A 24,394-nucleotide genomic window follows, 5' to 3' on the forward strand; every position below is an offset into this window, starting at 1 on the left:
AAAACCTTGAAAATATATTTTTAAGTAATGGCAAAAGTAAAAATCGGATTGGTACAATCCAGCTGTTCCAATAATATTGAGAATAACATAGAGAAAGCAATTGAAGGAATTAAAAAAGCAGCTTCACAAGGTGCTCAAATAGTTTGTCTTCAAGAGTTATTTACATCCCTGTATTTTTGTGATGTTGAAAATTACGATAATTTTAAAATAGCTGAAACTATTCCCGGCCCCACTACGGACCGATTGGGAAAAGTAGCAGCTGAATTAAATGTAGTTATTGTTGCTTCACTTTTTGAGAAAAGAGCTAAAGGATTATACCATAATACTACTGCAATTATTGATGCCGATGGTCAATATTTGGGAAAATATCGCAAAATGCATATTCCTGATGATCCTGCATATTATGAAAAATTTTATTTTACTCCGGGTGACTTAGGATACAAGGTTTTTCAAACCAAATATGCTAAAATTGGAGTATTAATTTGTTGGGATCAATGGTATCCCGAAGCTTCTCGTATTACGGCTTTATTGGGTGCTGAAATTCTATTTTATCCTACAGCTATTGGTTGGGCTTCTACTCAAGATGAAGACACCAACATCGAACAATATAATGCATGGCAGACCATTCAGAGAAGTCATGCAATTGCCAACGGAGTGCATACAGTAAGTGTTAATCGTGTGGGATATGAACAAGACGGCGCGATGAAATTTTGGGGTGGATCTTTTGTTTCTAATCCGTTCGGCACTATTTTACAACAAGCTTCTCATGAAAATGAAGAGGTTATGGTCGTGGAAATTGAAACCGAACAATCTGACAGTTACCGAGTGCATTGGCCTTTTTTAAGAGATCGTCGTATTGACTCTTATTCTCCTATTACCAAACGTTTTATTGATGAAGATTAATTTATAGAGTAAATCATCTAAATTTTGGAAATAACAAAAATACCTTTAGGGGACAATCTGGTAAATTTTATTCTCTTAGGATCTTTACTATTATTGATTATTTCGAGATTTTTATTAATTCCTAAAGATGAACCCATTTTCCGTTTTAGGTCTATACCTACCGAAAATGAAAATTTTACTTTGTATGTTGCTATATGTAGTTTTGTTTATACGGTTATTTTAGCTTTAACTCTTCTTCCTTTTTTTACGGTAGTAATTCCTTTTTATAATACGGAAGCTTTAAAATTAATCTCATTATTTGTAATTTTAACCATATATCAAGTATCTTCTTATACGTTAGGAAACGGCTTTCTTTTGATATTAGGAAAAAACAAAGAATATCAGATTAATTATAATAATCGATTTATCTTTTTGTTTATCAAATTGTTTATTACAATACTACTTTGTTTTACAATATATTATACAGATATTTCGGTTCAATATGCCCCTTATCTTGTGGTAGGAACGCTATCATTTTTACTGGTTACAGAATGGATTTGGCTGATGTTCTTCATTAAAAATCAAATAAAACTTCCTGGTTATTATGAATTTTTGTACCTTTGCGCTTTCGAAATCTTACCGGCACTATATGTTTTAAAATTAGTGTTTTTAGGAGATAAATTTTAATTTATTATGAAAATAAAATCCGTTTTAATCTCTCTATCAAAGCCCGCTGGCGATAGTTCACCATATTTTGACATTGAAAAAAAGCATAAAATAAAAATTGATTTTTGTCCTTTTATCCATGTGCAAGGCGCTGATGCAAAAGATGTTAGATTACAAAAAATCGATTTTTCTAATTTTACCGCAATCATATTTACCAGCCGCAATGCGATCGATCATTTTTTTAGACTGGCCGATGAAATGCGATTTACGGTACCTGATTCCATGAAATATGTTTGTCAATCTGAGGCTATTGCTTTATATCTTCAAAGATATATTGTATACCGAAAAAGAAAAATCTATTTTGGAGAGAAAGAGGCGGAAGATATGATTCCTCTTTTGAAGAAGAACCCTAATGAAAAATATCTTTTACCAACTTCTGATGTGCTTAACCAGGATATCCCTGATGCATTAGACAAATCAGGAGTAGATTATACCCGAGCTATACTTTTCCGTACAGTAAGTAGCGATGTGGCTTCACAAATTAAAGATATTAAAGACTACGATGCTTTAGTATTTTTTAGTCCTTCCGGTATCAAATCCTTATTTGATAATTATAAAGATTTTAAACAAGATTCGATAAGTATCGGTATATTTGGTCATTCCACCAAACAAGCTGCTGAAGAAGCAGGATTAACTGTTAACTTCTTTGCACCAACCAAAGAAAGTCCATCAATGGCAAAAGCTTTGGATGATTTTTTACAATAAATTTATAAAATATATAAAGCTCAAATTTAAAATTAAATTTGAGCTTTTTTTTACTTTATTTTAGTTCTTACTTGCATATTGACTTTGCGTTACTTATTCCCTATTAAAATACTTGTAAGGCACATTTACCTTTTTAGCTTACGATATCAATAAAATTCATTCATTGATAATACACATTTTTTTAGCTTTCTACTTTTTACAACTGAATTTAATCTAGATTAAACTATTTATTAGGTATTAGGACGTAATGATTCGCTTAAAAATCATTTATAAATCCAAGTTAAATTAATTAAAATGATTCAACATTTCCTTGAGTTATAATATCTTTGCAATAATTTTACTATGTCGGGACTTTATATTCATATTCCTTTTTGTGTAAAAAAATGTAATTATTGTAATTTTCATTTTTCAACTCAATTCAACTATAAATCACAATTGATACAAGCTATAGGTAAAGAATTGATTTTAAGAAAGAATGAATTGATTACCCCCATTAAGACCATATATTTTGGTGGTGGAACTCCTTCAATCCTTAATTATAAAGAACTTGAATACTTATTTACTATAATCAAGGAACATTACAATATATCTGAAACTAAGGAAATTACTTTTGAAGCAAATCCGGATGATTTATCTGTAGAATATCTTCACTTCCTCAAAAATCAAACTCTTGTAAATCGTCTAAGTGTAGGGATTCAATCTTTTATTGATGAGGATATCAAATTTATGAATCGAAACCACAATGCATACGAAGCAATTCAATCTATTCGATCCGCTCAAGATATTGGTTTTAACAATATTACGATAGATTTGATTTATGGAGCACAAACTACTACCCATGAAAGATGGATGTATACTCTTGAGAAAGCTATCTCTCTAGGAATTCCTCATATTTCATCCTATGCGCTTACAGTTGAACCAAAAACCGCTTTTGACGCACAAATCAGAAAAAATAAACTTCCACCTATTGATGAGGAAAAACAAGCGATTCAATTTGAAATGCTTAGAAATAAATTAATTGAGCATAAGTATATCCAATATGAATTTTCAAATTTTGGAAAAGAAACGTTTTTTTCTCAACATAATACTTCCTATTGGAAAAATAAACCTTATTTGGGAATAGGGCCTTCCGCCCACTCTTATAATGGAAAAGATAAAAGAAGCTGGAATATTTCCCATAATATAAAATACCTTAAAGCAATCGAAAAGAATATACTCAATTATGAGGAAGAGGTAATTAGTGAAAAAGATCGTTTTAATGAAAAAATCATGTTGGGACTTCGTACCCTCTGGGGAATCAATATCGATGAATTGGAGAAAGAATTTTCATCTTCTTTGATGAAACACTTTTATAAAGAACTAAAGAAACTTGAAGCAACTAAAAAAGTAAGAATATCCAATCAAATAGTAACTATTCATCCGGAATCTTTATTTTTTACGGATGGAATTATTGCCCAATTTTTTTTCATTGATTAATAACTTATAAACACTTATTTTTGCATCAATGAAAGAAGAAGATCGACCTATTGGTATTTTTGACTCCGGAATGGGAGGACTTACTATTGCGAAGGAAATAAAACGATTGTTACCTCATGAAAGTCTAATTTATTACGGAGATTCAAAGCATTTGCCTTATGGAGATAAATCTAAAGAAGTTATAACCGAATATTCGATAAAAATAACTAAATTTTTACTCGAAAATAATTGTAAAGCTATTGTTATTGCTTGTAATACTGCCACTGCCAACGCTTTGAAAGAAGTAATTGCTTTGGCAAATGAAAAAAATGTGCCGGTATATGATGTTATTTCACCCGTAGCTGAAAAAGTAGCCTTCACTTTTAATCAAAATGTAGGTGTATTAGCCACCAAATCTACCATATCTTCTCATATTTATAAAAAAAGCATTCAAAAACTGAATCCACATATAAATGTTCATGAACTAGCTGCTCCCCTGCTGGTTCCGGTAATTGAAGAAGGTTTTAATAATCATGAAATATCTTCTATAGTTCTTAAAACGTATTTAACTAATAAAAAGCTACAAAATATAGATTCTTTAATTTTAGGGTGTACTCATTATCCTATCATTATTAATGAAGTTAAAAATTTCTATTTAAATAAAATTCAGGTTATTGATTCTCCACTGATCGTTGCCAATTACATTAAACAAGACCTAGAAAATAAAAAATTGACTTCACAATTTAAAAACCCTTTGTATGAATTTTATGTTTCCGATTTAACGCCTACTTTTTCTAAATTGGCAAAGAAATTTTTTGGAAGCTGCATACATCTTAAAATTGTTGATATTTTTAATACTATTAGAAATTAATTTATCAACAAAAAAAAATTTTATTAATTTATATAAATAAAAGTTTCTTTATACCCCTAAAATAAATATCTATTAAAAAATTCTAAAAAAAAATCGTAAATTGCATTGTTATTTCAGTATTTACTATGTTTTCATTGAATAATATATAATTTATGGATTTAATTCGACTACATATTAGAGGTATTTCATACAGCCAAACTCAAACCGGAGCTTATGCTCTTATTTTAGAAGAAGATTTTGGTAAAAGGAAAATTCCTGTAATTATAGGAAGCTTTGAAGCACAATCCATTGCTTTAGCATTAGAGAAAGATATTACTCCTCCTCGACCAATTACACATGATTTATTTACTACCTTTGCAAAAAGTTTTCATATTGTTGTAAAAGCTGTTTTTATATATAAATTGAAAGAAGGAGTATTTTATTCCAATATTTTATTTCAAAACAGAGATACCGATGAGGAAATTGAAATAGATTCTCGCACTTCTGATGCCATTGCGTTAGCCGTGCGTTTTGAAGCTCCCGTGTATGCCACTAAAGAAATCCTGGAAAAAGCAGGGGTATATACGGAAATGAATGAAGATGAATTAGCTACTGAATCAACTTTTGAAAAGGCGTTAGATACCATTGAAAATCAATTGAATATCAATGATATTGAAGATTCATTCGCCCATTTAACCGATTCAGAGATTAATGATTTAATTTCTAAAGCTATAGAAAATGAAGATTATGAGACTGCAGCGAAATTAAGAGATGAACTCGTTAAACGAAAATAAACTATCTCGCAACTTGTTTAAAGTTATCATTATTTTATAATATTTTAACATCATTTAATTGATTATTATTTATAAATTTAAGTTTCAAACTTTAAATTTATTATCTTCCTTATTTAAGTAAATAAAACATTACTTAATTTAATGTAACATATTTTTTGAAACCTAGGTTTCAAATGATAATTAATGCCTGAACATATTTGTTTTTATACAGTAAAAAAACCTTTTAAGTAAAAAGAGTACTATCAATATATATTTTATTACATTTATATTTTTAATATATGAAATTTCAAGTAGTTTCTCAATTTAAGCCTACAGGCGATCAGCCTCAGGCTATTGAATCACTTTCCAAAGGAATATTAAAAAATGAAAAGTTTCAAACTCTATTAGGAGTAACCGGTTCGGGTAAAACCTTCACTATTGCCAATGTGGTTGAAAAAATTCAACGTCCGACTATCATCCTGGCGCATAATAAAACGTTGGCTGCCCAACTTTATATGGAATTTAAAGAATTCTTTCCAAATAATGCAGTAGAATATTTTGTTTCATATTACGATTATTATCAGCCTGAAGCATTTATGCCTACTACCAATACGTATATAGAGAAAGATTTGTCCATTAATGAAAATCTTGAAAAATTACGTTTAAGCGCTACTTCTGCCCTGCTTTCCGGCAGACGAGATGTATTGGTGGTTTCTTCTGTTTCTTGTCTATATGGTATTGGAAATCCGGTGGAATTTAAAAGTAGCATGGTATCATTAAAAGTAGGTCAAGCTATTTCAAAAACAAAATTACTGCAATCTTTAGTGAATGCTTTATATTCTCGCTCTGAAATCAATTTTGGAAGAGGAAATTTTAGAGTCAAAGGAGATGTAATCGATGTTTTTCCTGCTTATTCAGATACAGGAATACGAATTCAATTTTTCGGAAATGAGATTGAACGTATTGAAAATGTTGATTATGTTTCTAATAATGTAATTGATTCTATTGAAAGTATCAATATATATCCGGCTAACCTATTTGTGACTTCTCCGGAAACATTAAATAATGCTATACGAAACATACAAATTGATTTAGGTAAGCAGGTCGACTATTATAATGAAGTAGGTAAAAATCTGGAAGCTCACCGTTTAAAAGAACGAACTGAATTTGACCTGGAAATGATTAAAGAGTTAGGATATTGTTCGGGAATAGAAAATTATTCTCGATACCTCGATGGTCGTCTCCCCGGAACCCGACCTTTCTGTTTATTAGACTATTTTCCTGAAGATTATTTAATGGTAATTGATGAAAGTCACGTTACTTTACCTCAGGTTCATGCCATGTACGGAGGAGACCGAAGCAGAAAAGAAACGTTGGTAGAACATGGTTTCAGACTTCCTGCCGCACTAGACAACCGTCCTTTAAAATTTGAGGAATTTGAAATGATGCAGAATCAGGTCATTTATGTTAGCGCTACTCCTGCTGATTATGAATTGCAGAAAAGTGAAGGTATATACATTGAACAAATTATTCGCCCGACCGGATTACTGGACCCTGTAATTGAAGTGAGACCTTCTTTAAATCAAATTGATGATCTGATGGCTGAAATTCAAAAAAGAATTGAAGAGGATGAAAGGATATTAGTTACTACGCTAACAAAACGTATGGCGGAGGAATTAACTAAATATCTTACGAAATTTGGGATTAGAACTCGATTTATTCATTCAGATATTGATACATTGGAACGTGTTGAAATTATGCAGGATTTACGTATTGGTAAATTCGATGTTTTAGTTGGTGTCAATTTATTACGTGAAGGATTAGATCTTCCCGAAGTTTCTTTAGTTGCTGTACTTGACGCCGATAAAGAAGGGTTTTTACGATCGCATCGTTCTCTAACGCAAACCGCGGGTAGAGCCGCTCGTAATATTCACGGTAAGGTTATTATGTATGCGGATAAAATGACGGATAGTATGAAAAAAACGATCGATGAAACAGCTAGAAGAAGGGAAATTCAAAATCAATATAATTTAGAACATCATATTACTCCTCAACCATTAAATAAAAAAATAACCAATATTTCCATCAATAACTTGGATAATGAAGTGAAATCGTATGCTCCAAGACATGAAATTAAAAAAGTGGCAGAGGATGAACCTCAATATAAATCAGAAGATTTAGAAAAAATTATCTCTAAAAAACAAAAAGAAATGGAAAAAGCTGCTAAAAATTTAGATTTCTTAACGGCTGCTCAATATAGAGACGAAATACAAGCTTTAAAGGATAAAATGAATTTATCTAATTAAATAGTATAATTTGCAAATTTAAAAATGGTCGTTGAAATTTAAACTTTATTAAATTTTTTAAAAATGCTTTTAATAACTACTTTATTTTTATTATTAATAAATTACTATAAATCTTTTTTTATGACATTAATTTGTCCCATACAATTTTTTAATCTTAATTAAACTTTATCCGGTTACTATTTAATATTATAGCTAATTAATTTTTCCCTAAATTAATTTTCCATATTACCAATCAAATAAAATTCTTAAATCAGTTTATCCTTAAAATATATTAATTAAAGCATTTGAAAGATTTATATCAATATAACTTATTCCTTTTATAATATTCTATAACCTACTATTAAAAACATAAATTACTATATTTTGCAGAACTTCAATCATTTGCTGAACACTTAATGTTTATTAATAGTATTGATATTTATTGATCTTTTATTTCATTTGATCACATACATTATGCTTTTAGCGTATGATGAATCCTAACTAAAATGATTAAACATTCCATAAATTTTATCTATTTTTCTTATGATCTTAATTAAGGTTCTATTTCATACTCTTTTTCATCCTCTGTTAATTTACTCTCTCCATATTTTAAAAAGAAATGACGTCGTCCTAGAGAATAGATAAAATATTCACCTTTGTGCTTGCCATTTTTGTACCCTAACCAAGCATTAGTTCCTCCTGTAGGATCTTTTTCCGGATGCATTTTTGATTTTATTACGGATGCTATTGTATTTTTCATATCTTGATCAAACGTTGAAGGATTTTTTCTACTATCCCAAAATCTTTTACCTATATTATTAGCATACTTACCGGAAAAGTAATTATCTTTATTGAGTCTACCACTTGTATCTCTAAGAAGCTGATGATATAACTTGTCTTCTTGTTTGTTTGCGATGCGTACGGATTGATAGGCATTTTCAATAGAATATGCATAAAACTCAGGAATTTTATATCCTCCTTCGGCGTAGATCCAATTAGCCCTGTCTAATACCTGAGAATGTGTAATTGCATATTTTTCTGTTAAATTTACAGAACTTTCAACACTGATAATTTTATTTGATTTATCCTTTTGTACTGATTTTGCTACATGTATTATATCATCATTTTTTCCAGAATGATAACCTAAGTAATTTCCATTTTTTTCATAATAATATCCTGGTTCAATTTTACTTTTTAAATTTTTTTGTATTTCAGGAGTATAATTTTGAGTTTTATTGTTTCCCGTTTTTTTTATTAATTTAACAAACATACTATTTAAATCTTTAATAGGTTTTATTGTACCACCCGTTGAACATTTGCAATAGGAATCGGTTGTAAGTTTCTTTTTCCCTTCAATTGAAAACGGTGAGGTATTCTGCCATTTAATTAAAGCCGGAATACAAGGTAAATATCCCCCCGAAGTCGGTTTTAATTTACATAACCCAAAAGGGATAATATTGGTGTTTGCCTGCTTATCTTCTTCAGTAGCTATGAGTTTACCATTGATTTGAGAAAATGTCTGGCTGGTTATTTGAAAGGGCGTTTCTTTTGTGCCTTTATCGCATTTAAGTTTGGTATTTTGTACAATCGGATGGCTCATAGGTATTCACTTTATTTTATTCTTATCAAGGATGTTCGTACATATTATGATAAATTATGTTAATCTTTAAATATCTATTCGAATTTTTATTTTAAAAATTTTAAATTTAATACTTCCTCTCAATCTTTTTCTTTTAATAATTTTATTAATATTTTTCTAATTTATTAGAATTAGAAAATTCCAAACAAAATAAATAATCATATTTGTTTTTGGAATATCATAACTCCCATAGGTTAACTGTTTATAATATATTGAGGTATTTATATTAATAAACTCTGTAAACTTTTTATATGTTTAGATAAATAGAATATCTTTCTGCATAAGGTATGTATTAGATACATCAAACGAACGTAAAGTACTATCTACTTTCATATCATTATTATTTACACATGAAGATAAGGCAAACTACTCATTGCATTTGTAATAATCCTATTTTGAGAAAATAATGATATAGTAGAAACTAACAAAAGAAAAAGTTATATATTTATTTTTTTACTTTAGTTCCAATAATAATATTACTATAATCAGGTTTTATTTGTAATTCGTAATTTTTTTTATGTACTTTTCAAGCTTTTTAGATTCAAAAAAATCAATACATTTCCAACATATATAATTAGCTTTCTCATCTTCTAAATTTTCACTAATACCATCTTTATAAAAAGAGGAGGTGTTATCTATTACATATTTATCTATTTTATCTAATAAATTATAATCAACCCTCTCAATCTGAAACACGTACGAAGCGGTATAATCATGACTCTTAAATGTTGAATCTGCTTGAGAATAATTATTCATTAAGCATTTATACATGGCATATTTTTTAATAATGTGTATTTCTTTCTTATTTTGACCAAATGATACATTTGATAGTGTTAAAACAATTATTAATATTTTTATTTTAATTCCCATATCCGTATTCTATTTGTTTGAATTATTTTATTTTTATTTTTATCTACATAGTGCATCCAAAAATAGCAATCTATTAAATTTTTTAAATTTCCACGATCATTACTTGCATAAAATAGTTTATCACCATCCCAAAGAGTGAAATGTCCGGAAGCATCACCCCAACCGGAAACATCAAAAGATATTATTCCTTTCATTTCTTTTATTTTAACCCATTCATCAGAGTCCTTCCAAATTTCTTTTTTATCTATATTATCTATAGATACAGGAGCAAGAGTTTTATCGAACTCAGGCTTACCAAATTTTTGGGCTAAATAATTATTTAATTCTTTAACTCTCAACCAATAATAATATCCATCGCCCCCTTTCATTACACCTCCTTTTTCTCCAAATCCCTTATTGCTTGAGGGTAATTTAAAGCCACTAAGATTTAATCCTCTACTCATTCTTATTGCACAAGAATTAGCCAAGTAACTCTTTTTAATTTCATCTATACTATTAAATTTAGAAAAATTTCCTCCTATTTTAATATATAGTTTATCAGTATCTACTCCATTTTTAGGATAGTTTGTTTCCATATCAACCCATTTGGGTCTATTACATTGTACAGGGGTTGATGAGCATTTGCCTGCCTGACCTATTAAATTTGCCATGACTATATTATTATAAATTTATTATTCATAAAGAAAACCTAAAAATCCTTTTCTGTTTTGTTTTTTTTGATATTTATCGCACTGTTCTTGTTCCCATTTACTAAACTCAGTTTCTTTTGTTTTTTTTTCATGTTCTTGTTCTAAATCAGCAGTATTATCATCCTCTTCATTATTTAAATTTAATGTGTATGGTTCCAATACATTTTTAAAAATAACTTCATTATTGTTGTCAACAATACCGGATAGGGTTAATTCTTGTAAATTATCTGTTAGAGGTGTTTCATCTTCATTTTTTATTACAACATCTATTTTTTCACCTTCGCTATAATTTCTAGTTTGCACATGTAAATTCATGTCTACATAAAATCTGGATTTATCAGCTAAAAGTTTATAATCATCTCCATAAGTCCAGTACATATCCACAATTTGAGGTTCTTTATTATATAAAAAATTCTCAGTTTGAGGCAATTCATCTATATAAGGCGACTTATATTCTAATTTATTGAGTGCAGTAATTTTGGAGTTCGCCCCATGTATGTGCATTTGAGAAGCCGCACCCCATTCTGTTATTCCACTTGAAAACCCAATCACTTTTTTACCTCCATAAATATCCATATCTCTCCTGGCTGAAATATAAGTATTATTATTACTAGCAATAATCGTATTTTTACCAGTATCTAAATCGTAATTTCCATAAACATTAGTTTTCATATTATTACCGACTTTTACTGTAATATCTTTTTCAGCCTTCATATTTATGTATTGAGCCTCTAAATTAATTATATCTAAGGCCTTTATATTAATCGTATTTTTTTCAATATCAATATGAAATTTATTTCCTTTAATATCTGAAAGAACAATATTTTTTAATCCTTCCATCTCCAACTTTTCTCCGTCTCGAGTCTTAAAAGCTTTAATTCTATTATCAGATGTGTGGTAACCCGATTTATGTTTACCATTATAAAGCGAGCCTGTAACAACAGGCACTTCAGCATTCCCTCCTCGGAAACTAACCATTACTTCTTCTCCTTGCTCTGGAATGATATGCATCCCTCTATCAGGTCCAGAATAACCCTGCAATAATCGAATCCATGGCGTAGTTTCTCCAACTTTTTGCCATGGAAATTTCAATTTAACACGATTCATTTGTAAGGGATCATTGTTATCAACAACCACAGCAATTTGATCAGGAGAATTTGGAAAAGCATTTATATCCCAATATGGAGCTGTCTTTTGTTCTCTTGGTATTCCATTAAAACTATTTCGATATCCTTTATCACTATAGTTAATGTTTATTTCCTGTATAAGGTAGCTCTCAATAGGCACTCCCTCTTCTTTAAAGGATTTTATGTTTATATCTCTGATACTTGCAAGTAATTGAGCTATATCACCTAAACGCAAACGGGGATTTGTTGTTTTAGCCTCAACTGTTACTAAATTTTGAAGGGAATCTTGATGAGCTTTTATTTTTTGTAATTGAAAGTAACTTTCTTCTTCTGAAAGACCATCAAAATAAGAAGAATTCTCGGGTTCCTGAAAAATATTTAGCGAAGCTTCTACAGAATTATTTTGAAAAGGATTAACAATATGCTTTAATGACACTTCATTTACATCAGAGCTTTTTAAAGATTGTTGATCCGCTATTTGAGGATAATAATTATTATAGCTTAAATATTGCTTCTGAGTATAAGCTTTAATACTATATTCTAAAAAATCTCTACCCTCTTTCAATTGTGTAGAATATTGAAACCCTCTACCAAATACTAATTGAGATCCATTCCAAAAAAAATATTCACCGTATCTTTTAGCCAGTCTTTGCATAAATTCATAAGCTGTTTCATTATAAGATACGGTATAAGGAATAATCTCCTGTTTTTCAGGAGCAATAATAAAATCTATTTTATTCCCGGTATATTCCTTCTTTACTTCATTCAAAATAGATTCTAGATTCATATTCTGATATGTTCGGTTCCCTGGAAAAGCATCTAGTAATATCGTATAAGATTTTCCGTATATAATAATGAGAGGATATTTATTGGCTCTTTTATATTCGATGCTTGTTACTTGTCCCGTAAATAATGACATCGTTTCTCCATGCTGAAGTATTTTGATAGTAATATCTGTTCCCAACAATTTTTGCGAATTTTCCATAGGATAACTATTTTTATCATTAAAAGCTTCACTAGGTATTGTAAGAACATATTCTGTATGCATCAGCATCTTTTGATGAATTTTCACAGATATAGAATATTTTTTTGAAATTTCATATCCATTAATACTAACTAGAGCAAAGGGATTAGAAGATTTTCCAAATGCACTTCTACGATAGAAATATGTATTGTTTATTTTATTTTTCATAAATTAATTGATTATGGAAAATGATAAAATTTTAAATGGTCCAATCATTATTAAATTCTAAATGATTGAACTTTAAACTTCTAGCAACTATAGTAAAATTTATGTTCATTGGCTTTCCATCCGTAGAATTAAACTCTTCCTTAAATTTAATACATTGTGCTTTTTTAAACTCTATCCCGAATAGGCGACTTAGAGCATCTCTACGAAAGAAAGTTATCATTCCATTTTTTTCCTTTTCAGGAGCAATAATCCATTCAAGTAGCTCCATATTTCCTCGGGTTTCTACAGTCATATGGATTTTTCCCCCTTTTACTTCCCCTGATGGCTTAGTCATAGTATCAACTGGCTTTTTAAATTTATACGAACATTTTAAAACGGTATATTTTTCACCATCCATATCCAATTTTGCTAAAAATGAAGACATAATAATTACATGTTTAATTTATTAATAATTTATTATAAGCAAATATATTAATTATTTTATTATAACAATAATTACAAATTAAATTATTTATTATAGAATAAAAACTATTCTAATTTTATTATAATGTATTTAACATATTTAAACTTACTATATATTTAAATTCTTCATCAAAGAAAAATTTATTGATTTAGATAAATCTTTAATTGTAATTAAAATGTTAATTATACACCTATATTGATATATTTGTAAAAAATATCTCTTCATTTTTAGTATTTTTACATATACAATTTTATTTAGAATGTAAATAAGTTTTTATTTTAAATAATTTTATTTTAAAGAGATAGAGTTGCAATCTTTTTAAGTAGGATAGCTCTTATTTTCCTAAAATGAACTGGAGTTATGGGGTCAGATTAAATGTAAACTTAAAAGTAAAACCCCGCAAGTTGCGGGGTCTTGTTAATGTTGATCTATTTTTACGTTAATTCAAACGTGATTTTAAACCTTTATACTTCGCTAAATACTCTTCATTACCTTCTTCCTTCAAATTACTTAAATAATCTCTCTCAAACTCCTCTATCGCGATATCTTCTATATTTAGATATTCCTTGCCTTCTCTTAAATTTTTTAAGCCCATACGCTTCAAAGTTCTATACATTGTAAATGTTAACATTCCTTCCCATTCAGTATATTTACTTTTATCTTTGTTATCTACAATAATTTCAACTTTTTCATAGTCATTCCAAATTACTTCTATAGATTTATCTGTATTCTTATTGTCGGGCAAATAATAACTTTCTTTCCATAACTTCTTAATAGGATAAAAAATCTCTTCAAAATATTTTTCTTCTATTTCTTTATTTTTCTTATTCATCATCATTTAGCTTTTAATGTCCTATAATTTTACCATTCTGATCCGTTGTAACTCTCTTTCCAGTAGTCTTACTTGTATTACCAAAATCTTTAGTTCCTTTTGGCCATATTTTAAACTCTCCTTCTTTTCCTCTATGAGTTGTATTAGACCTGCGATAAATCGCTCCAGTTTTTTTGTGAACTACTTCTCCATTTTGTCTTTTAAACTGATCATCATCTTTTTTAGGCGTAGGTAAGTTTCCATCTTCACCATATTTCTGTAATTTCTTCGCCGTTTTCTGTCCCTCTGATCCTTCTTTTAACTTTCCTAAATCACTACTTCTTGTATCACTCTCTCCTTTATCCTCACTTTTTAGAAGAGTTATCCCTCTTTCTTTTAAAGTTTGTTCATGGATTTCGTTTAATGCTTCTTGTTCTCCCTGATTCAATGCTGTTGAATGCAACACTGCTCCTAATACTGTGGTTGGAATATCTACTATTCCTCCTATTATTCCTCCTACTTTTTCTCCTAAAAATTTTCTTCCTACAACTTTTCCTACTGCGGCTCCTACTGATTGCTTTCCATTAGGATCTACTAATAGAACCGGATTTTGATAACAATATCCATACGTATTAAGGTTAAATGAATTATAAACTCCTCCATTATGTTGACCATCTATATAATGCTCGGTTTCATTATTCGGATTATATCCGCTTAATGGATCCGCACTTAACCATACACTTTATCTCACATCAAAATACTTTGCTTCATAATAGTAAATATATGTTTATTTATCTAATTATTTTCCACTAATATAGCTATCTTTTGTTAATTTGAAAAATCAATAATTTAATCAAAAAACCTCGCATAATGCGAGGTTTTTGATTTTTATTTACCTTTTGCCCATTCGGGACGTTCTTTCCAACCTCCCGGCGGAGCTTGCTTTATGCTATCCGGTACAGGAATATCCTGGAATATATCTGATACATTATTATCCTCCAATGAAAATTGAACTAAATATCGATGTCCTTTTTTAGGTCTTTTGTCACTATTATAAATACTACTTTTAGAATATTCTTTACCGTTTACGATATATTCATAGCTTACTTTTTTATGGTTTACTATAGGCCAATAGATCCGATCTATATATCCTATCGTGTAATTGCCATATTTAAGTGGACTAACTTTAATATGATTATATATTAAAACTCCCATAAAAGGTATTATAATAAGTAAATAATTCCATTTTGATTCCTTTTCAACTAAATAATAGCGTAAAGTTTCTATAAACTTATTCATTAGGGTTATTTTCTAATCCAATTTATTTTGAATTACATTGACTCCATAATCCGGGGCATTCATAAGTACAGTTGCGGCTCTGCTTCCTGCTGTTTGACCAAAGCGTACGCTGGTTTGCATATATGTCCCAATTACGGTTCCTTTAAATAATTGTGAACCGCTGATTCCTGTAGCTGCAGCTCCTCCTATTACGCCTGAGGTTGCCTGAGTTACAAAATCTCCTTTACTCATTGTTCCATTGAATATTGTTTTAGTAGGGTTTCCAATAGTTATTTGTGTTGTTGAAGAAAGCAAGGCATTTCCAACGTAATTCATACCCAATCCCGCTAATCCACTCTGGGTAAGGTTGACGTCTCCTATAGCTTTAGTCAAATCTCCTCCGTTTGTAGTCATGTTTGCCGCCGTTTGTACAGCTGCATCTGTGCCTACTCTACCCAAAACGGCTGTAGTTGTTGCTCCTCCGGATAAACTAAAGACTCATGCTGCTATGCCTTCAAAAGCCGCAACCGGTCCGAAAATCACGCATAATGCTCCTAACCTCCAGTTTTTTACATCATCTGTATGCATTAAGGGTTTTCCGCCATAGGCATCCAAATATCGTTGATAGGCTTCTCTTGAGCGTCTTTCTTTTTCCTGCTGTTGCTTGGTAACTTTATTGTTGGACGGTCTTCTTTTTCCTACTACTACTATTTCTGGTAATACTGTCTCATTTTCTGGATCTACTCCTTCTGTTTTCATTCCTGTTGGATCTGTATACTTTATTGGGTTCTGATAGGTATACTGATATATTAACATTGTTTTATCATATAAGGGATCTACACTTAAGAAGATTGACTCTCTTGGATTTAGTATCTATTGTCATTAAATTACTTTCTCTTTTAAATAGCTTTAATGACTAAATTAACTTATTTATAATTAATTTTAAAATTTATTTATCTTTTTTGTCATACAAGAATATCTTTTTTCTCAACTCCTTTTGTAATCTTGCTAAATCTTCTATTATTTTGACAATTATATCCTGAACTCATAGGGCAATATTAATGGGACACTTTAAGCACTATTGTAATTATTAGACTGCTTACCTGTAAGAATAATATTATCTAAAAATAAAAACCCACATAGTAGTGGGTTTTTGTTAGAATTTTAAAATAATTATATAATTATTCTTGCAATATTTCTTTTAAACTTTTATAAGGAGATTTAAATCTATAACTCCCATCTTCTTCAAGTTTAATAATTGGTGATATATTCATTATATATAAATTCAATTGATCTTTTATAAATACTATACTAGATAACTCTTTGAATCCAATATAACCAAAATCATTTTTATCTAAATTGTTAAAAGTTAAATCTATATTAGATGAATTAACTTGATATTCTATATAATTATTATTGAAATAATGCGTTAAAACCTTTCCATTTACATATATCTCAATGAAATCAACTTTATTAGCCAAAGGTAAAACATAAATATTAAAAAATGGATTAAAATTCACGTTTATACTAGTAGGATCTGGTGATATAATATCATAATTAAACCATTTATTTCTTCTAGGAATTTCGGTAGTTCTAAATTTTATTATATCATTTAAATCTTTATTATCTACCTTTCCAATTTTTATTATAGAAAAGTAGTAAAAACTATCTATTACCCCTCTAGCTCCAAAAAATTTATCTTCTTTATATAATAAAGATTCATACTCTATCCTATTTTCTTTTATAGTTAAAAGAGATGATAGTTTAAATTCTCCATGATTTTCTTTAGATATTAGCTTACTTTTAGATAAACATACAGAGATAAAAAAATATAATATATAAACTATTATTAAAAAGATTATTATCTTAAATATGTTAATATAAGTCCTTTGGGTAATCATCCTTTATATATTAGAAATTTTAAATTAATGAATTTCGAGTTCTTGATTAATAGGCCCAAAAATTGGAGTACAAAGTGAAGGTTCCAGTAAGGTAGGAGGTAATATTCTTCTTAAACCATTATTTATAGTTCCTATAATTATACTAACTGGTTTAATTCCTACACTAAAACCATTGGAATTATTGTCCTTATTTATATTCTCACTTCCACTGAAATAAATTTCACTATTCTTAATATCTGCATTTAGATTAATTCCAATATTAAAATCTAAACGACCTAAAAGAGAAACGCCAACTCCTGCTCCTAAACTTTTTTTTGTAACTTCTATATTACCTTTTATTATATTTAAATCTAACTGATAATCTTGCGAAATTTCTTTAGTGTTATCAGATATATTAAAATTCACTTTATTATCTATATTTATCACTTTTGAATTTCCAAATGTTGTTGTATTATTTATAGAAGCAGATAAAAATATATTTTTTGGTATTGACATTATTTGAGATTGTGATTTAGTACTTGAAATATAATCATTCCTAGAGCCACTACTACCTATATTTCTTAAGATACCATTTAATGGCTTCCAAATATTTCTATTAAACCAATTACTTCGTTTTCCCGTAATTACAACTTCAGGTAGGTCAGTCGGATCCTCAGGATCAATTCCTTCTCCTTCTAAGCCTCGAGGATCTATATACTTAATCGGGTTCTGGAATGTGTACGCATACGGCGATACATTCGGATACTTTTCTGCCAAAGGATCTACACTTAACCATACACTCTCTCTTGGATTATAGTATCTTGCGCCATAATAATACAGTCCTGTCTCTTCATCCAACTCTTTTCCATTGAACAAATAAGGGGTATTCCAACTGTTGTTTCTCTCCTCTATAAACACTTCTCCAAACGGTACATATTCTACATGTTGTACTATTTCGCCGTCTAAGTTAGTGATATAACTTGAGCTGCCCAAATGATCCGGGTGATAATAATACTGCATTTTCTCATAGTTCACATTTCCGATTCCTATACCTGCTCTTAAGGCTGTATTCTGAGAACAACAGAAGCCTTCCCCGTTAACGTAATCTTCATTGTCCTTTCCATTATACGGTACTTCAAAGTACGCATAGTTCTCTTTTAAGTCTTCAATGCTTCTTTGGTATTTCGCTTTCCAGTTGATCGTTACTCCGGGTACGCTTGATCCTGCATACTCTATTCTTCTCGGATCTGCGCCTAAGCTTTCTATATCTCCCAACTTACTTACTATTCGTTGGCTTCCTGCATAGTAATGTTTGGTATATTTTCCATTAGGACTTACTACTAAGTAAGGGTTAATATAGGCCGTGAATCCTTGTGTTTCGGTATTGCCGCCTGAGAATAAGGAATTGATATACACTTGTTCGCTCTCGCCGCTTGTTTTAATTACTCGTTCTCCTGAAGCATCATATACATAGTTACTTACATATCCATTATCATCTATGGACATTAATCGGTTTTCTTCATCCCAGCGTAATTTCCTTTCTTGGGTTTGGCTGGTTTTTCTTAAATCTTTCTTCTCTAAATCTACATTTACATAGGTTAGATTTCCGTTTAAATCATAGTGGTAATTCTTGTGCTCTTGGCGTTTTTCTTCTTCTTTGCTTTCTTCTTCTCTGTAATTGATGTCTTGAACGGTTTTTATTTGATTCTTTTTCGTTGAATCATAGGTATACGATAAGTTATAGCCTGCTTTTAATCCGCCTTCAATCATTATGCCTTGTTGACTTACTTGTTGGTTTTTGCTTACGATATTATGTAAGTTATCGTAACCCATTTGCAAGCTGTATGCGGCCGTTTTGTTATCCGCTCCTGTGTAACTTCCTTGTGCTTGTACTAAGCGGTAAAGTCCGTCGTAGGCATAGTCATGCTGCATTTGTCCCCCCATAGTCTTTTGGTTGTCCTGCGGTAGTGGGGCTTGGTTGGATACGCTTAGTACATTGCTAACAGCGTCATAGGTATATTTGTTATTAATAATCTGAGTTCTTACTCCTGACCTTTGCGTTTTCGGTGATACCCAAACTTGTAAATCGCTAAGTCTTCTTCTTTCTGGATCATACGTATAAGTGGTTTCCGAGCCGTTGCAATATTTTAGATAATTTCTTTGTTCGAATTTATCATAGCCTATTTTATTTACATAGTCATAGCTATAAGCTTTGCTTCCTTTTATTACGGTTAACAACCCTGCCGTATTATAGATATAATCTACTTTTTCTTGATCCGGATAGATGATCTGCTCTAGTTTATTCCAGCTGTCGTACTTGGTTTGGGTTAACTTACAATCCCTTCCAACTTAAGCGCACGCTCATTCTTGAGGATGAACTAGAACTACTCCATTTATTAAATAAAGAGTAAATAAAAACCCAAACCCCGCTTGGAGCTGGGTTTGGGTTATTTTAATATTACTATTAATTAAAAATATCTGGCTTACTATCCTGTAAATACTCTCTAACTTTCATCTCATCTATATCTCCATTATCTACTAACAACTTAAATATTTTAATTAATAAATTTAGCTTATGTGCTCCGCCAAAAGCGTCAAAAATTCCATTTTCAATTTTATAACCTATCCATTCAGTTTCTGAAATCTCTATCTTAACCCAAGATTTATCATCAATATTAATCCCTGTATCTTCCAACTCTATCTTCAATCCCCATCCTGGATTGTCAAAAGTTTCAATTTTAACTCCATAATTATGCTCCCAATATCCATCACATTGAGATGCATACCATTCTTCTAACCATACTAACATATCTTTTTCCATAATTTTTAGGGGTTTAATTTCTTTGGCATATCTTTTCCAGGAACAGCAGGTCTTATATCCTTTCCTTCATGAACATGAGGGGTAGGTATTTGATTTCCATTAGAATCTCTATGTGGCTTACCTTTATAGTCAACACTTTTCTGTTTCTCAAAACCTACTCCTTTAGAATTTTTATTTGGATTATTATCATTGCGTTTATATGTAGTATTTCCTCTTTCACTTATTACAGTATGATCTCCTTCTGCATCATCTGCTGGTTTTCTATTATTACTTCCTCTTGTTGAATTTTTTTGAGACTCATTATTTTTTGATTCTACTTTATCATTTCCGGATTTAGTATCTCCTTCCGACAATAATCTAATTCCATGCTGTTCTAAATCTCGTTTAGTTTTTTCCTCTAACCATTTTGATTCACCTTCATTTAAGCTTGTTGAATGCAATACTGCTCCTAATACTGTGGTTGGAATATCTACTATCCCTCCTACTATTCCTCCTACTTTTTCTCCTAAAAATTTTCTTCCTACAACTTTTCCTACTGCGGCTCCTACTGATTGCTTTCCATTAGGATCTACTAATAGGACCGGATTTTGATAACAATAGCCATACGTATTAAGGTTAAACGAGTTATACACTCCTCCATTATGCTGACCATCTATATAATGCTCAGTTTCATTATTCGGATTATATCCACTTAACGGATCCGCACTTAACCATATACTTTCCCTAGGATTATAGTATCTTGCTCCATAATAATACAGTCCTGTTTCTTCATCCAACTCTTTTCCATTGAACAAGTAAGGGGTATTCCAACTGTTATTTCTCTCCTCTATAAATACTTCTCCAAACGGTACATATTCTACATGCTGTACTATTTCGCCGTCTAAGTTAGTGATATAACTTGAGCTGCCCAAATGATCCGGGTGATAATAATACTGCATTTTCTCATAGTTCACATTTCCGATTCCTATACCTGCTCTTAAGGCTGTATTCTGAGAACAACAGAAGCCTTCCCCGTTAACGTAATCATCATTGTCTTTTCCGTTATACGGTACTTCAAAGTACGCATAGTTCCCTTTTAAGTCTTCAATGCTTCTTTGGTATTTCGATTTCCAGTTAATCGTTACTCCGGGTACGCTTGATCCCGCATATTCTATTCTTCTCGGATCTGCGCCAAAGCTTTCTATATCTCCCAGCTTACTTACTATTCGTTGGTTTCCTGCATAGTAATGTTTGGTATATTTTCCATTAGAACTTACTACTAAGTAAGGGTTAATATAGGCCGTGAATCCTTGTGTTTCGGTATTGCCGCCTGAGAATAAGGAATTGATATACACTTGTTCGCTCTCGCCGCTTGTTTTAATTACTCGTTCTCCTGAAGCATCGTACACATAGTTACTTACATAGCCATTATCATCTATGGACATTAATCGGTTTTCTTCATCCCAGCGTAATTTCCTTTCCTGCGTTTGGCTTGTTTTTCTTAAATCTTTCTTCTCTAATTCTACATTTACATAGGTTAGATTTCCGTTTAAATCATAGTGGTAATTCTTGTGCTCTTGGCGTTTTTCTTCTTCTTTACTTTCTTCTTCTCTGTAATTTATGTCTTGAACGGTTTTTATTTGATTCTTTTTCGTTGAATTGTAGGTATACGATAAGTCATAACCTGCTTTTAATCCGCTTTCAATCATTATGCCTTGTTGACTTACTTGTTGGTTTTTGCTTACGATATTATGTAAGTTATCGTAGCCCATTTGCAAGCTATATGCGGCCGTTTTATTATCCGCTCCTGTGTAACTTCCTTGTGCTTGTACTAAGCGGTAAAGTCCATCATAGGCATAGTCATGCTGCATTTGTCCCCCCATAGTCTTTTGGTTGTCTTGAGGTAGCGGGGCTTGGTTGGATACGCTCAATACATTGCTAACAGCATCATAGGTATATTTGTTATTAATGATCTGATTTCTTACACCTCCACCTTGCGTTTTCGGTGATACCCAAACTTGTAATTTTCTACCTAGTAGAATTCCTTGTCAGCGACCTGATTTTTTCGTTAAATTAACACTTTTTTATCATGACAACATAAAACAAGTCTTCAAATGAAAACCTAAACCTTAAAGAGTTTTTATCTTATCTTTAAAATCTCCCCTTTTTAGAATCTTATCAGGAACTAGGTTTTATTCTCAAATCACTATGTAAACAAACGCAAACCGCCCTAATGATGGATATCTCTTATCCTAATATCTCGGAACACTTCAAGTGGGACATTTTTAACATCCTTAACCTTATGCGTTCTCTCAATCCTGAAACTGAATAGAAACTGCTAGACCTAATTACAAAGAACTTTAAACAAAAAAAGCCTGATACAACATCAGGCTTTTTTATCTAAGTTAATATTTATAACTTTTTAGTTGCAATCTAAAAAAGTGAAAGAAAAGTTTTTATTTACTACATATTAGCTTTTATTTAAAAAGGTTCAAATCTGTATTCTTTAAAACTTCCATCCCACTCCTCTCCATTAGAAACAAACTCTATAAAATTGATAAAACCATCTAATATATCTACTTCATACCCCAATCCATTCTTTAATCCTTTAGTCATTATAAGCTCATTTGTACTTATTGAACCATTATCTATTTCAATAATTGGTATATTCTGATTCGTTTCAATATAACAAAAATTAACATACATTCCTACTCCTGTAAACTCCCTACTAGATACTCTCAAGAAAGGAATATGATACGAAATAGCTGGATATCTCAATGATAGTTTATTTAAAATTAAAACTTCAAGTTCATTCAAATTTTCCATATCAATTAAATACTATTTAAGCCCTTTTCTACTAAAGGATGAAAGTACTACTTTACCATCTTTTACCAATCCCCCAATAAGTCTTACATTAGTTTTTCCAACCTGTATTATATTTCCTGAATCTCCTGTTGGTAAAACTCCTTTTGCATTTGGCGTTAATTTACCAGATTTTAATGCTTCATTAGCTGCTTTCTGCACAGCATGATAAGCTTTTTCTTGAGAACCATATTGCTTTACAATTCCATCTAGAGCATGCTCTTCCTTTCCAAATATATGATTCAATCTAATAGCTGACGTACTAGTCCCAGATAACGATTTTGAAACTGCACTCGTTTTAGAAGCATTACTAATAGTACCTGCACCAGCTGAACCTACTATACTAATACTTGCATCTACAAGTTCTGCATTTTGCTTTGACATTCCTGCGGCTTGTAAGCCTTGACTAGTAAGTGAACTTTCTTCTTCTCCTGTCCAAACTTGTTTTAATCCGGAACTAGCTACATCAGCTCCATGAACTGCTACTACAACTCCAGCTGCTTTAGTTGCCATTGTGGGCTCTGGTGTTACTAGTAAAATTCTTGTCCCTACTTGTTTTCCATTTGGATCAATCAGTATAACTGGACTTTGATAACAATATCCATACGTATTAAGGTTAAACGAGTTATACACTCCTTCGTTGTGTTGCCCGTCTATGTAGTGTTCTACTTCCATAATCGGATTATATCCGCTTAATGGATCAGTACTTAACCATACACTTTCTCTTGGATTATAGTATCTTGTTTCATTAAATTACTTTCTTTCTTCAAATTGCTCAGTTAGCTAAATTAGCTTTTTAATACTTAATTTTAAAATTTATTTATCTTTTTTATCACTTACAATTATCATTTCTCTAAACTACCTCTTTTATGTTGCTAATTCTTTTTTATCTTGGCTATGAATCTTCCCCATAGTTCCGAAAAACAAATTTTGAAACACGTTTCTATGCTTTTATAATCACCTGGCTCTTATCCCCACGATGAACTGGAATTGTAGTATATGAGAAATAAGTAAACTTCAGTAAAAAAGAGGAGTAAATACCCCTCTTTTTATTTAATTATTTTTTAATAAAAACTATTTTTTATTTTTAAAAAAATATAAAATTCG

Annotated in this window: 24 protein-coding genes; 8 read left to right on the forward strand and 16 right to left on the reverse strand. The window is 30.6% G+C overall.

From position 1 onward, the window contains the following. The first annotated feature begins 27 nt into the window (after nucleotides 1–27). The 7 genes from GFV00_RS02275 to uvrB all read left to right on the forward strand — a co-directional run bounded on the left by GFV00_RS02275 (nucleotide 28) and on the right by uvrB (nucleotide 7,697). Nucleotides 28–903, forward strand: coding sequence for a carbon-nitrogen hydrolase (locus GFV00_RS02275; RefSeq protein WP_160542307.1), 876 nt, complete (start codon nucleotides 28–30; stop codon nucleotides 901–903). Nucleotides 904–927: 24 nt separating this feature from the next. After that, complete coding sequence (locus GFV00_RS02280; protein ID WP_158254223.1) at nucleotides 928–1,569, forward strand: DUF4271 domain-containing protein; 642 nt, start codon at nucleotides 928–930, stop codon at nucleotides 1,567–1,569. 6 nt (nucleotides 1,570–1,575) lie between these two features. After that, the gene (locus GFV00_RS02285; RefSeq protein WP_160556429.1) at nucleotides 1,576–2,313 is read left to right on the forward strand and encodes a uroporphyrinogen-III synthase; all 738 of its coding nucleotides are present in this window, start codon (nucleotides 1,576–1,578) and stop codon (nucleotides 2,311–2,313) included. A 342-nt stretch (nucleotides 2,314–2,655) separates the two neighbouring features. After that, the gene (hemW, locus tag GFV00_RS02290; protein WP_160556427.1) at nucleotides 2,656–3,789 is read left to right on the forward strand and encodes a radical SAM family heme chaperone HemW; all 1,134 of its coding nucleotides are present in this window, start codon (nucleotides 2,656–2,658) and stop codon (nucleotides 3,787–3,789) included. A 28-nt stretch (nucleotides 3,790–3,817) separates the two neighbouring features. After that, the gene (gene murI, locus GFV00_RS02295; RefSeq protein WP_160556425.1) at nucleotides 3,818–4,639 is read left to right on the forward strand and encodes a glutamate racemase; all 822 of its coding nucleotides are present in this window, start codon (nucleotides 3,818–3,820) and stop codon (nucleotides 4,637–4,639) included. A 152-nt stretch (nucleotides 4,640–4,791) separates the two neighbouring features. Next, nucleotides 4,792–5,412, forward strand: a complete 621-nt coding sequence (locus GFV00_RS02300) for a bifunctional nuclease family protein (protein ID WP_160556423.1) — start codon at nucleotides 4,792–4,794, stop codon at nucleotides 5,410–5,412. 278 nt (nucleotides 5,413–5,690) lie between these two features. Next, nucleotides 5,691–7,697: an excinuclease ABC subunit UvrB gene (gene uvrB, locus GFV00_RS02305; RefSeq protein ID WP_160556422.1), complete on the forward strand. Its 2,007-nt coding sequence runs from the start codon at nucleotides 5,691–5,693 to the stop codon at nucleotides 7,695–7,697. A 532-nt stretch (nucleotides 7,698–8,229) separates the two neighbouring features. On the opposite strand, the gene GFV00_RS09855 is transcribed toward uvrB, so the two are convergent. The 7 genes from GFV00_RS09855 to GFV00_RS02340 form a co-directional block, all read right to left on the reverse strand. After that, nucleotides 8,230–9,276: a DUF4280 domain-containing protein gene (locus GFV00_RS09855; protein ID WP_160556420.1), complete on the reverse strand. Its 1,047-nt coding sequence runs from the start codon at nucleotides 9,274–9,276 to the stop codon at nucleotides 8,230–8,232. A 531-nt stretch (nucleotides 9,277–9,807) separates the two neighbouring features. Further along, entirely contained in the window at nucleotides 9,808–10,185 is a 378-nt protein-coding gene (locus GFV00_RS02315; RefSeq protein ID WP_160556418.1) for a hypothetical protein, read from the reverse strand. Then, a complete protein-coding gene (locus tag GFV00_RS02320; RefSeq protein WP_160556416.1) occupies nucleotides 10,170–10,835 on the reverse strand; it encodes a T6SS effector amidase Tae4 family protein in 666 nt (221 codons plus the stop codon). The genes GFV00_RS02315 and GFV00_RS02320 overlap by 16 nt, the downstream gene beginning before the upstream one ends. A gap of 21 nt (nucleotides 10,836–10,856) precedes the next feature. Next, nucleotides 10,857–13,193 carry a type VI secretion system Vgr family protein gene (locus GFV00_RS02325; protein WP_160556415.1) on the reverse strand — a complete coding sequence of 779 codons (2,337 nt, stop codon included), beginning with the start codon at nucleotides 13,191–13,193 and terminating at the stop codon, nucleotides 10,857–10,859. 31 nt (nucleotides 13,194–13,224) lie between these two features. Further along, nucleotides 13,225–13,617 (reverse strand): type VI secretion system tube protein TssD, encoded by a 393-nt coding sequence (gene tssD, locus GFV00_RS02330; protein ID WP_160556413.1) that lies wholly within the window; start codon nucleotides 13,615–13,617, stop codon nucleotides 13,225–13,227. A 478-nt stretch (nucleotides 13,618–14,095) separates the two neighbouring features. Beyond that, nucleotides 14,096–14,494 (reverse strand): hypothetical protein, encoded by a 399-nt coding sequence (locus GFV00_RS02335; protein ID WP_160556411.1) that lies wholly within the window; start codon nucleotides 14,492–14,494, stop codon nucleotides 14,096–14,098. Between the two features lie 7 nt (nucleotides 14,495–14,501). Next, complete coding sequence (locus GFV00_RS02340) at nucleotides 14,502–14,933, reverse strand: hypothetical protein (protein WP_160556409.1); 432 nt, start codon at nucleotides 14,931–14,933, stop codon at nucleotides 14,502–14,504. A gap of 13 nt (nucleotides 14,934–14,946) precedes the next feature. Here GFV00_RS02340 and GFV00_RS09740 point away from each other — a divergent pair, with 13 nt between their 5' ends. Continuing rightward, nucleotides 14,947–15,081 carry a hypothetical protein gene (locus GFV00_RS09740; RefSeq protein ID WP_255448746.1) on the forward strand — a complete coding sequence of 45 codons (135 nt, stop codon included), beginning with the start codon at nucleotides 14,947–14,949 and terminating at the stop codon, nucleotides 15,079–15,081. A 274-nt stretch (nucleotides 15,082–15,355) separates the two neighbouring features. On the opposite strand, the gene GFV00_RS02345 is transcribed toward GFV00_RS09740, so the two are convergent. The 9 genes from GFV00_RS02345 to GFV00_RS02385 form a co-directional block, all read right to left on the reverse strand. Then, entirely contained in the window at nucleotides 15,356–15,766 is a 411-nt protein-coding gene (locus tag GFV00_RS02345) for a hypothetical protein (protein ID WP_160556407.1), read from the reverse strand. Nucleotides 15,767–15,778: 12 nt separating this feature from the next. After that, nucleotides 15,779–16,204: a hypothetical protein gene (locus GFV00_RS02350; protein ID WP_160556405.1), complete on the reverse strand. Its 426-nt coding sequence runs from the start codon at nucleotides 16,202–16,204 to the stop codon at nucleotides 15,779–15,781. Nucleotides 16,205–16,243: 39 nt separating this feature from the next. Further along, entirely contained in the window at nucleotides 16,244–16,561 is a 318-nt protein-coding gene (locus GFV00_RS02355; RefSeq protein WP_160556403.1) for a hypothetical protein, read from the reverse strand. A 365-nt stretch (nucleotides 16,562–16,926) separates the two neighbouring features. After that, complete coding sequence (locus GFV00_RS02360) at nucleotides 16,927–17,646, reverse strand: hypothetical protein (RefSeq protein WP_160556401.1); 720 nt, start codon at nucleotides 17,644–17,646, stop codon at nucleotides 16,927–16,929. 24 nt (nucleotides 17,647–17,670) lie between these two features. Beyond that, the gene (locus GFV00_RS09745; protein ID WP_185149972.1) at nucleotides 17,671–19,863 is read right to left on the reverse strand and encodes an RHS repeat domain-containing protein; all 2,193 of its coding nucleotides are present in this window, start codon (nucleotides 19,861–19,863) and stop codon (nucleotides 17,671–17,673) included. Between the two features lie 226 nt (nucleotides 19,864–20,089). After that, on the reverse strand, nucleotides 20,090–20,434 hold the full coding sequence (locus GFV00_RS02370; protein WP_221411021.1) for an immunity 53 family protein: 345 nt from the start codon (nucleotides 20,432–20,434) through the stop codon (nucleotides 20,090–20,092). Between the two features lie 17 nt (nucleotides 20,435–20,451). After that, a complete protein-coding gene (locus GFV00_RS09750; protein WP_255448745.1) occupies nucleotides 20,452–22,356 on the reverse strand; it encodes an RHS repeat domain-containing protein in 1,905 nt (634 codons plus the stop codon). A gap of 550 nt (nucleotides 22,357–22,906) precedes the next feature. After that, a complete protein-coding gene (locus GFV00_RS02380; RefSeq protein WP_160556398.1) occupies nucleotides 22,907–23,251 on the reverse strand; it encodes a hypothetical protein in 345 nt (114 codons plus the stop codon). Between the two features lie 12 nt (nucleotides 23,252–23,263). Beyond that, nucleotides 23,264–23,962, reverse strand: coding sequence for a hypothetical protein (locus GFV00_RS02385; RefSeq protein ID WP_160562683.1), 699 nt, complete (start codon nucleotides 23,960–23,962; stop codon nucleotides 23,264–23,266). Between the last annotated feature and the right edge of the window lie 432 nt (nucleotides 23,963–24,394).

Source organism: Apibacter sp. B3935 (genome assembly GCF_009827705.1).
Lineage (GTDB): Bacteria > Bacteroidota > Bacteroidia > Flavobacteriales > Weeksellaceae > Apibacter.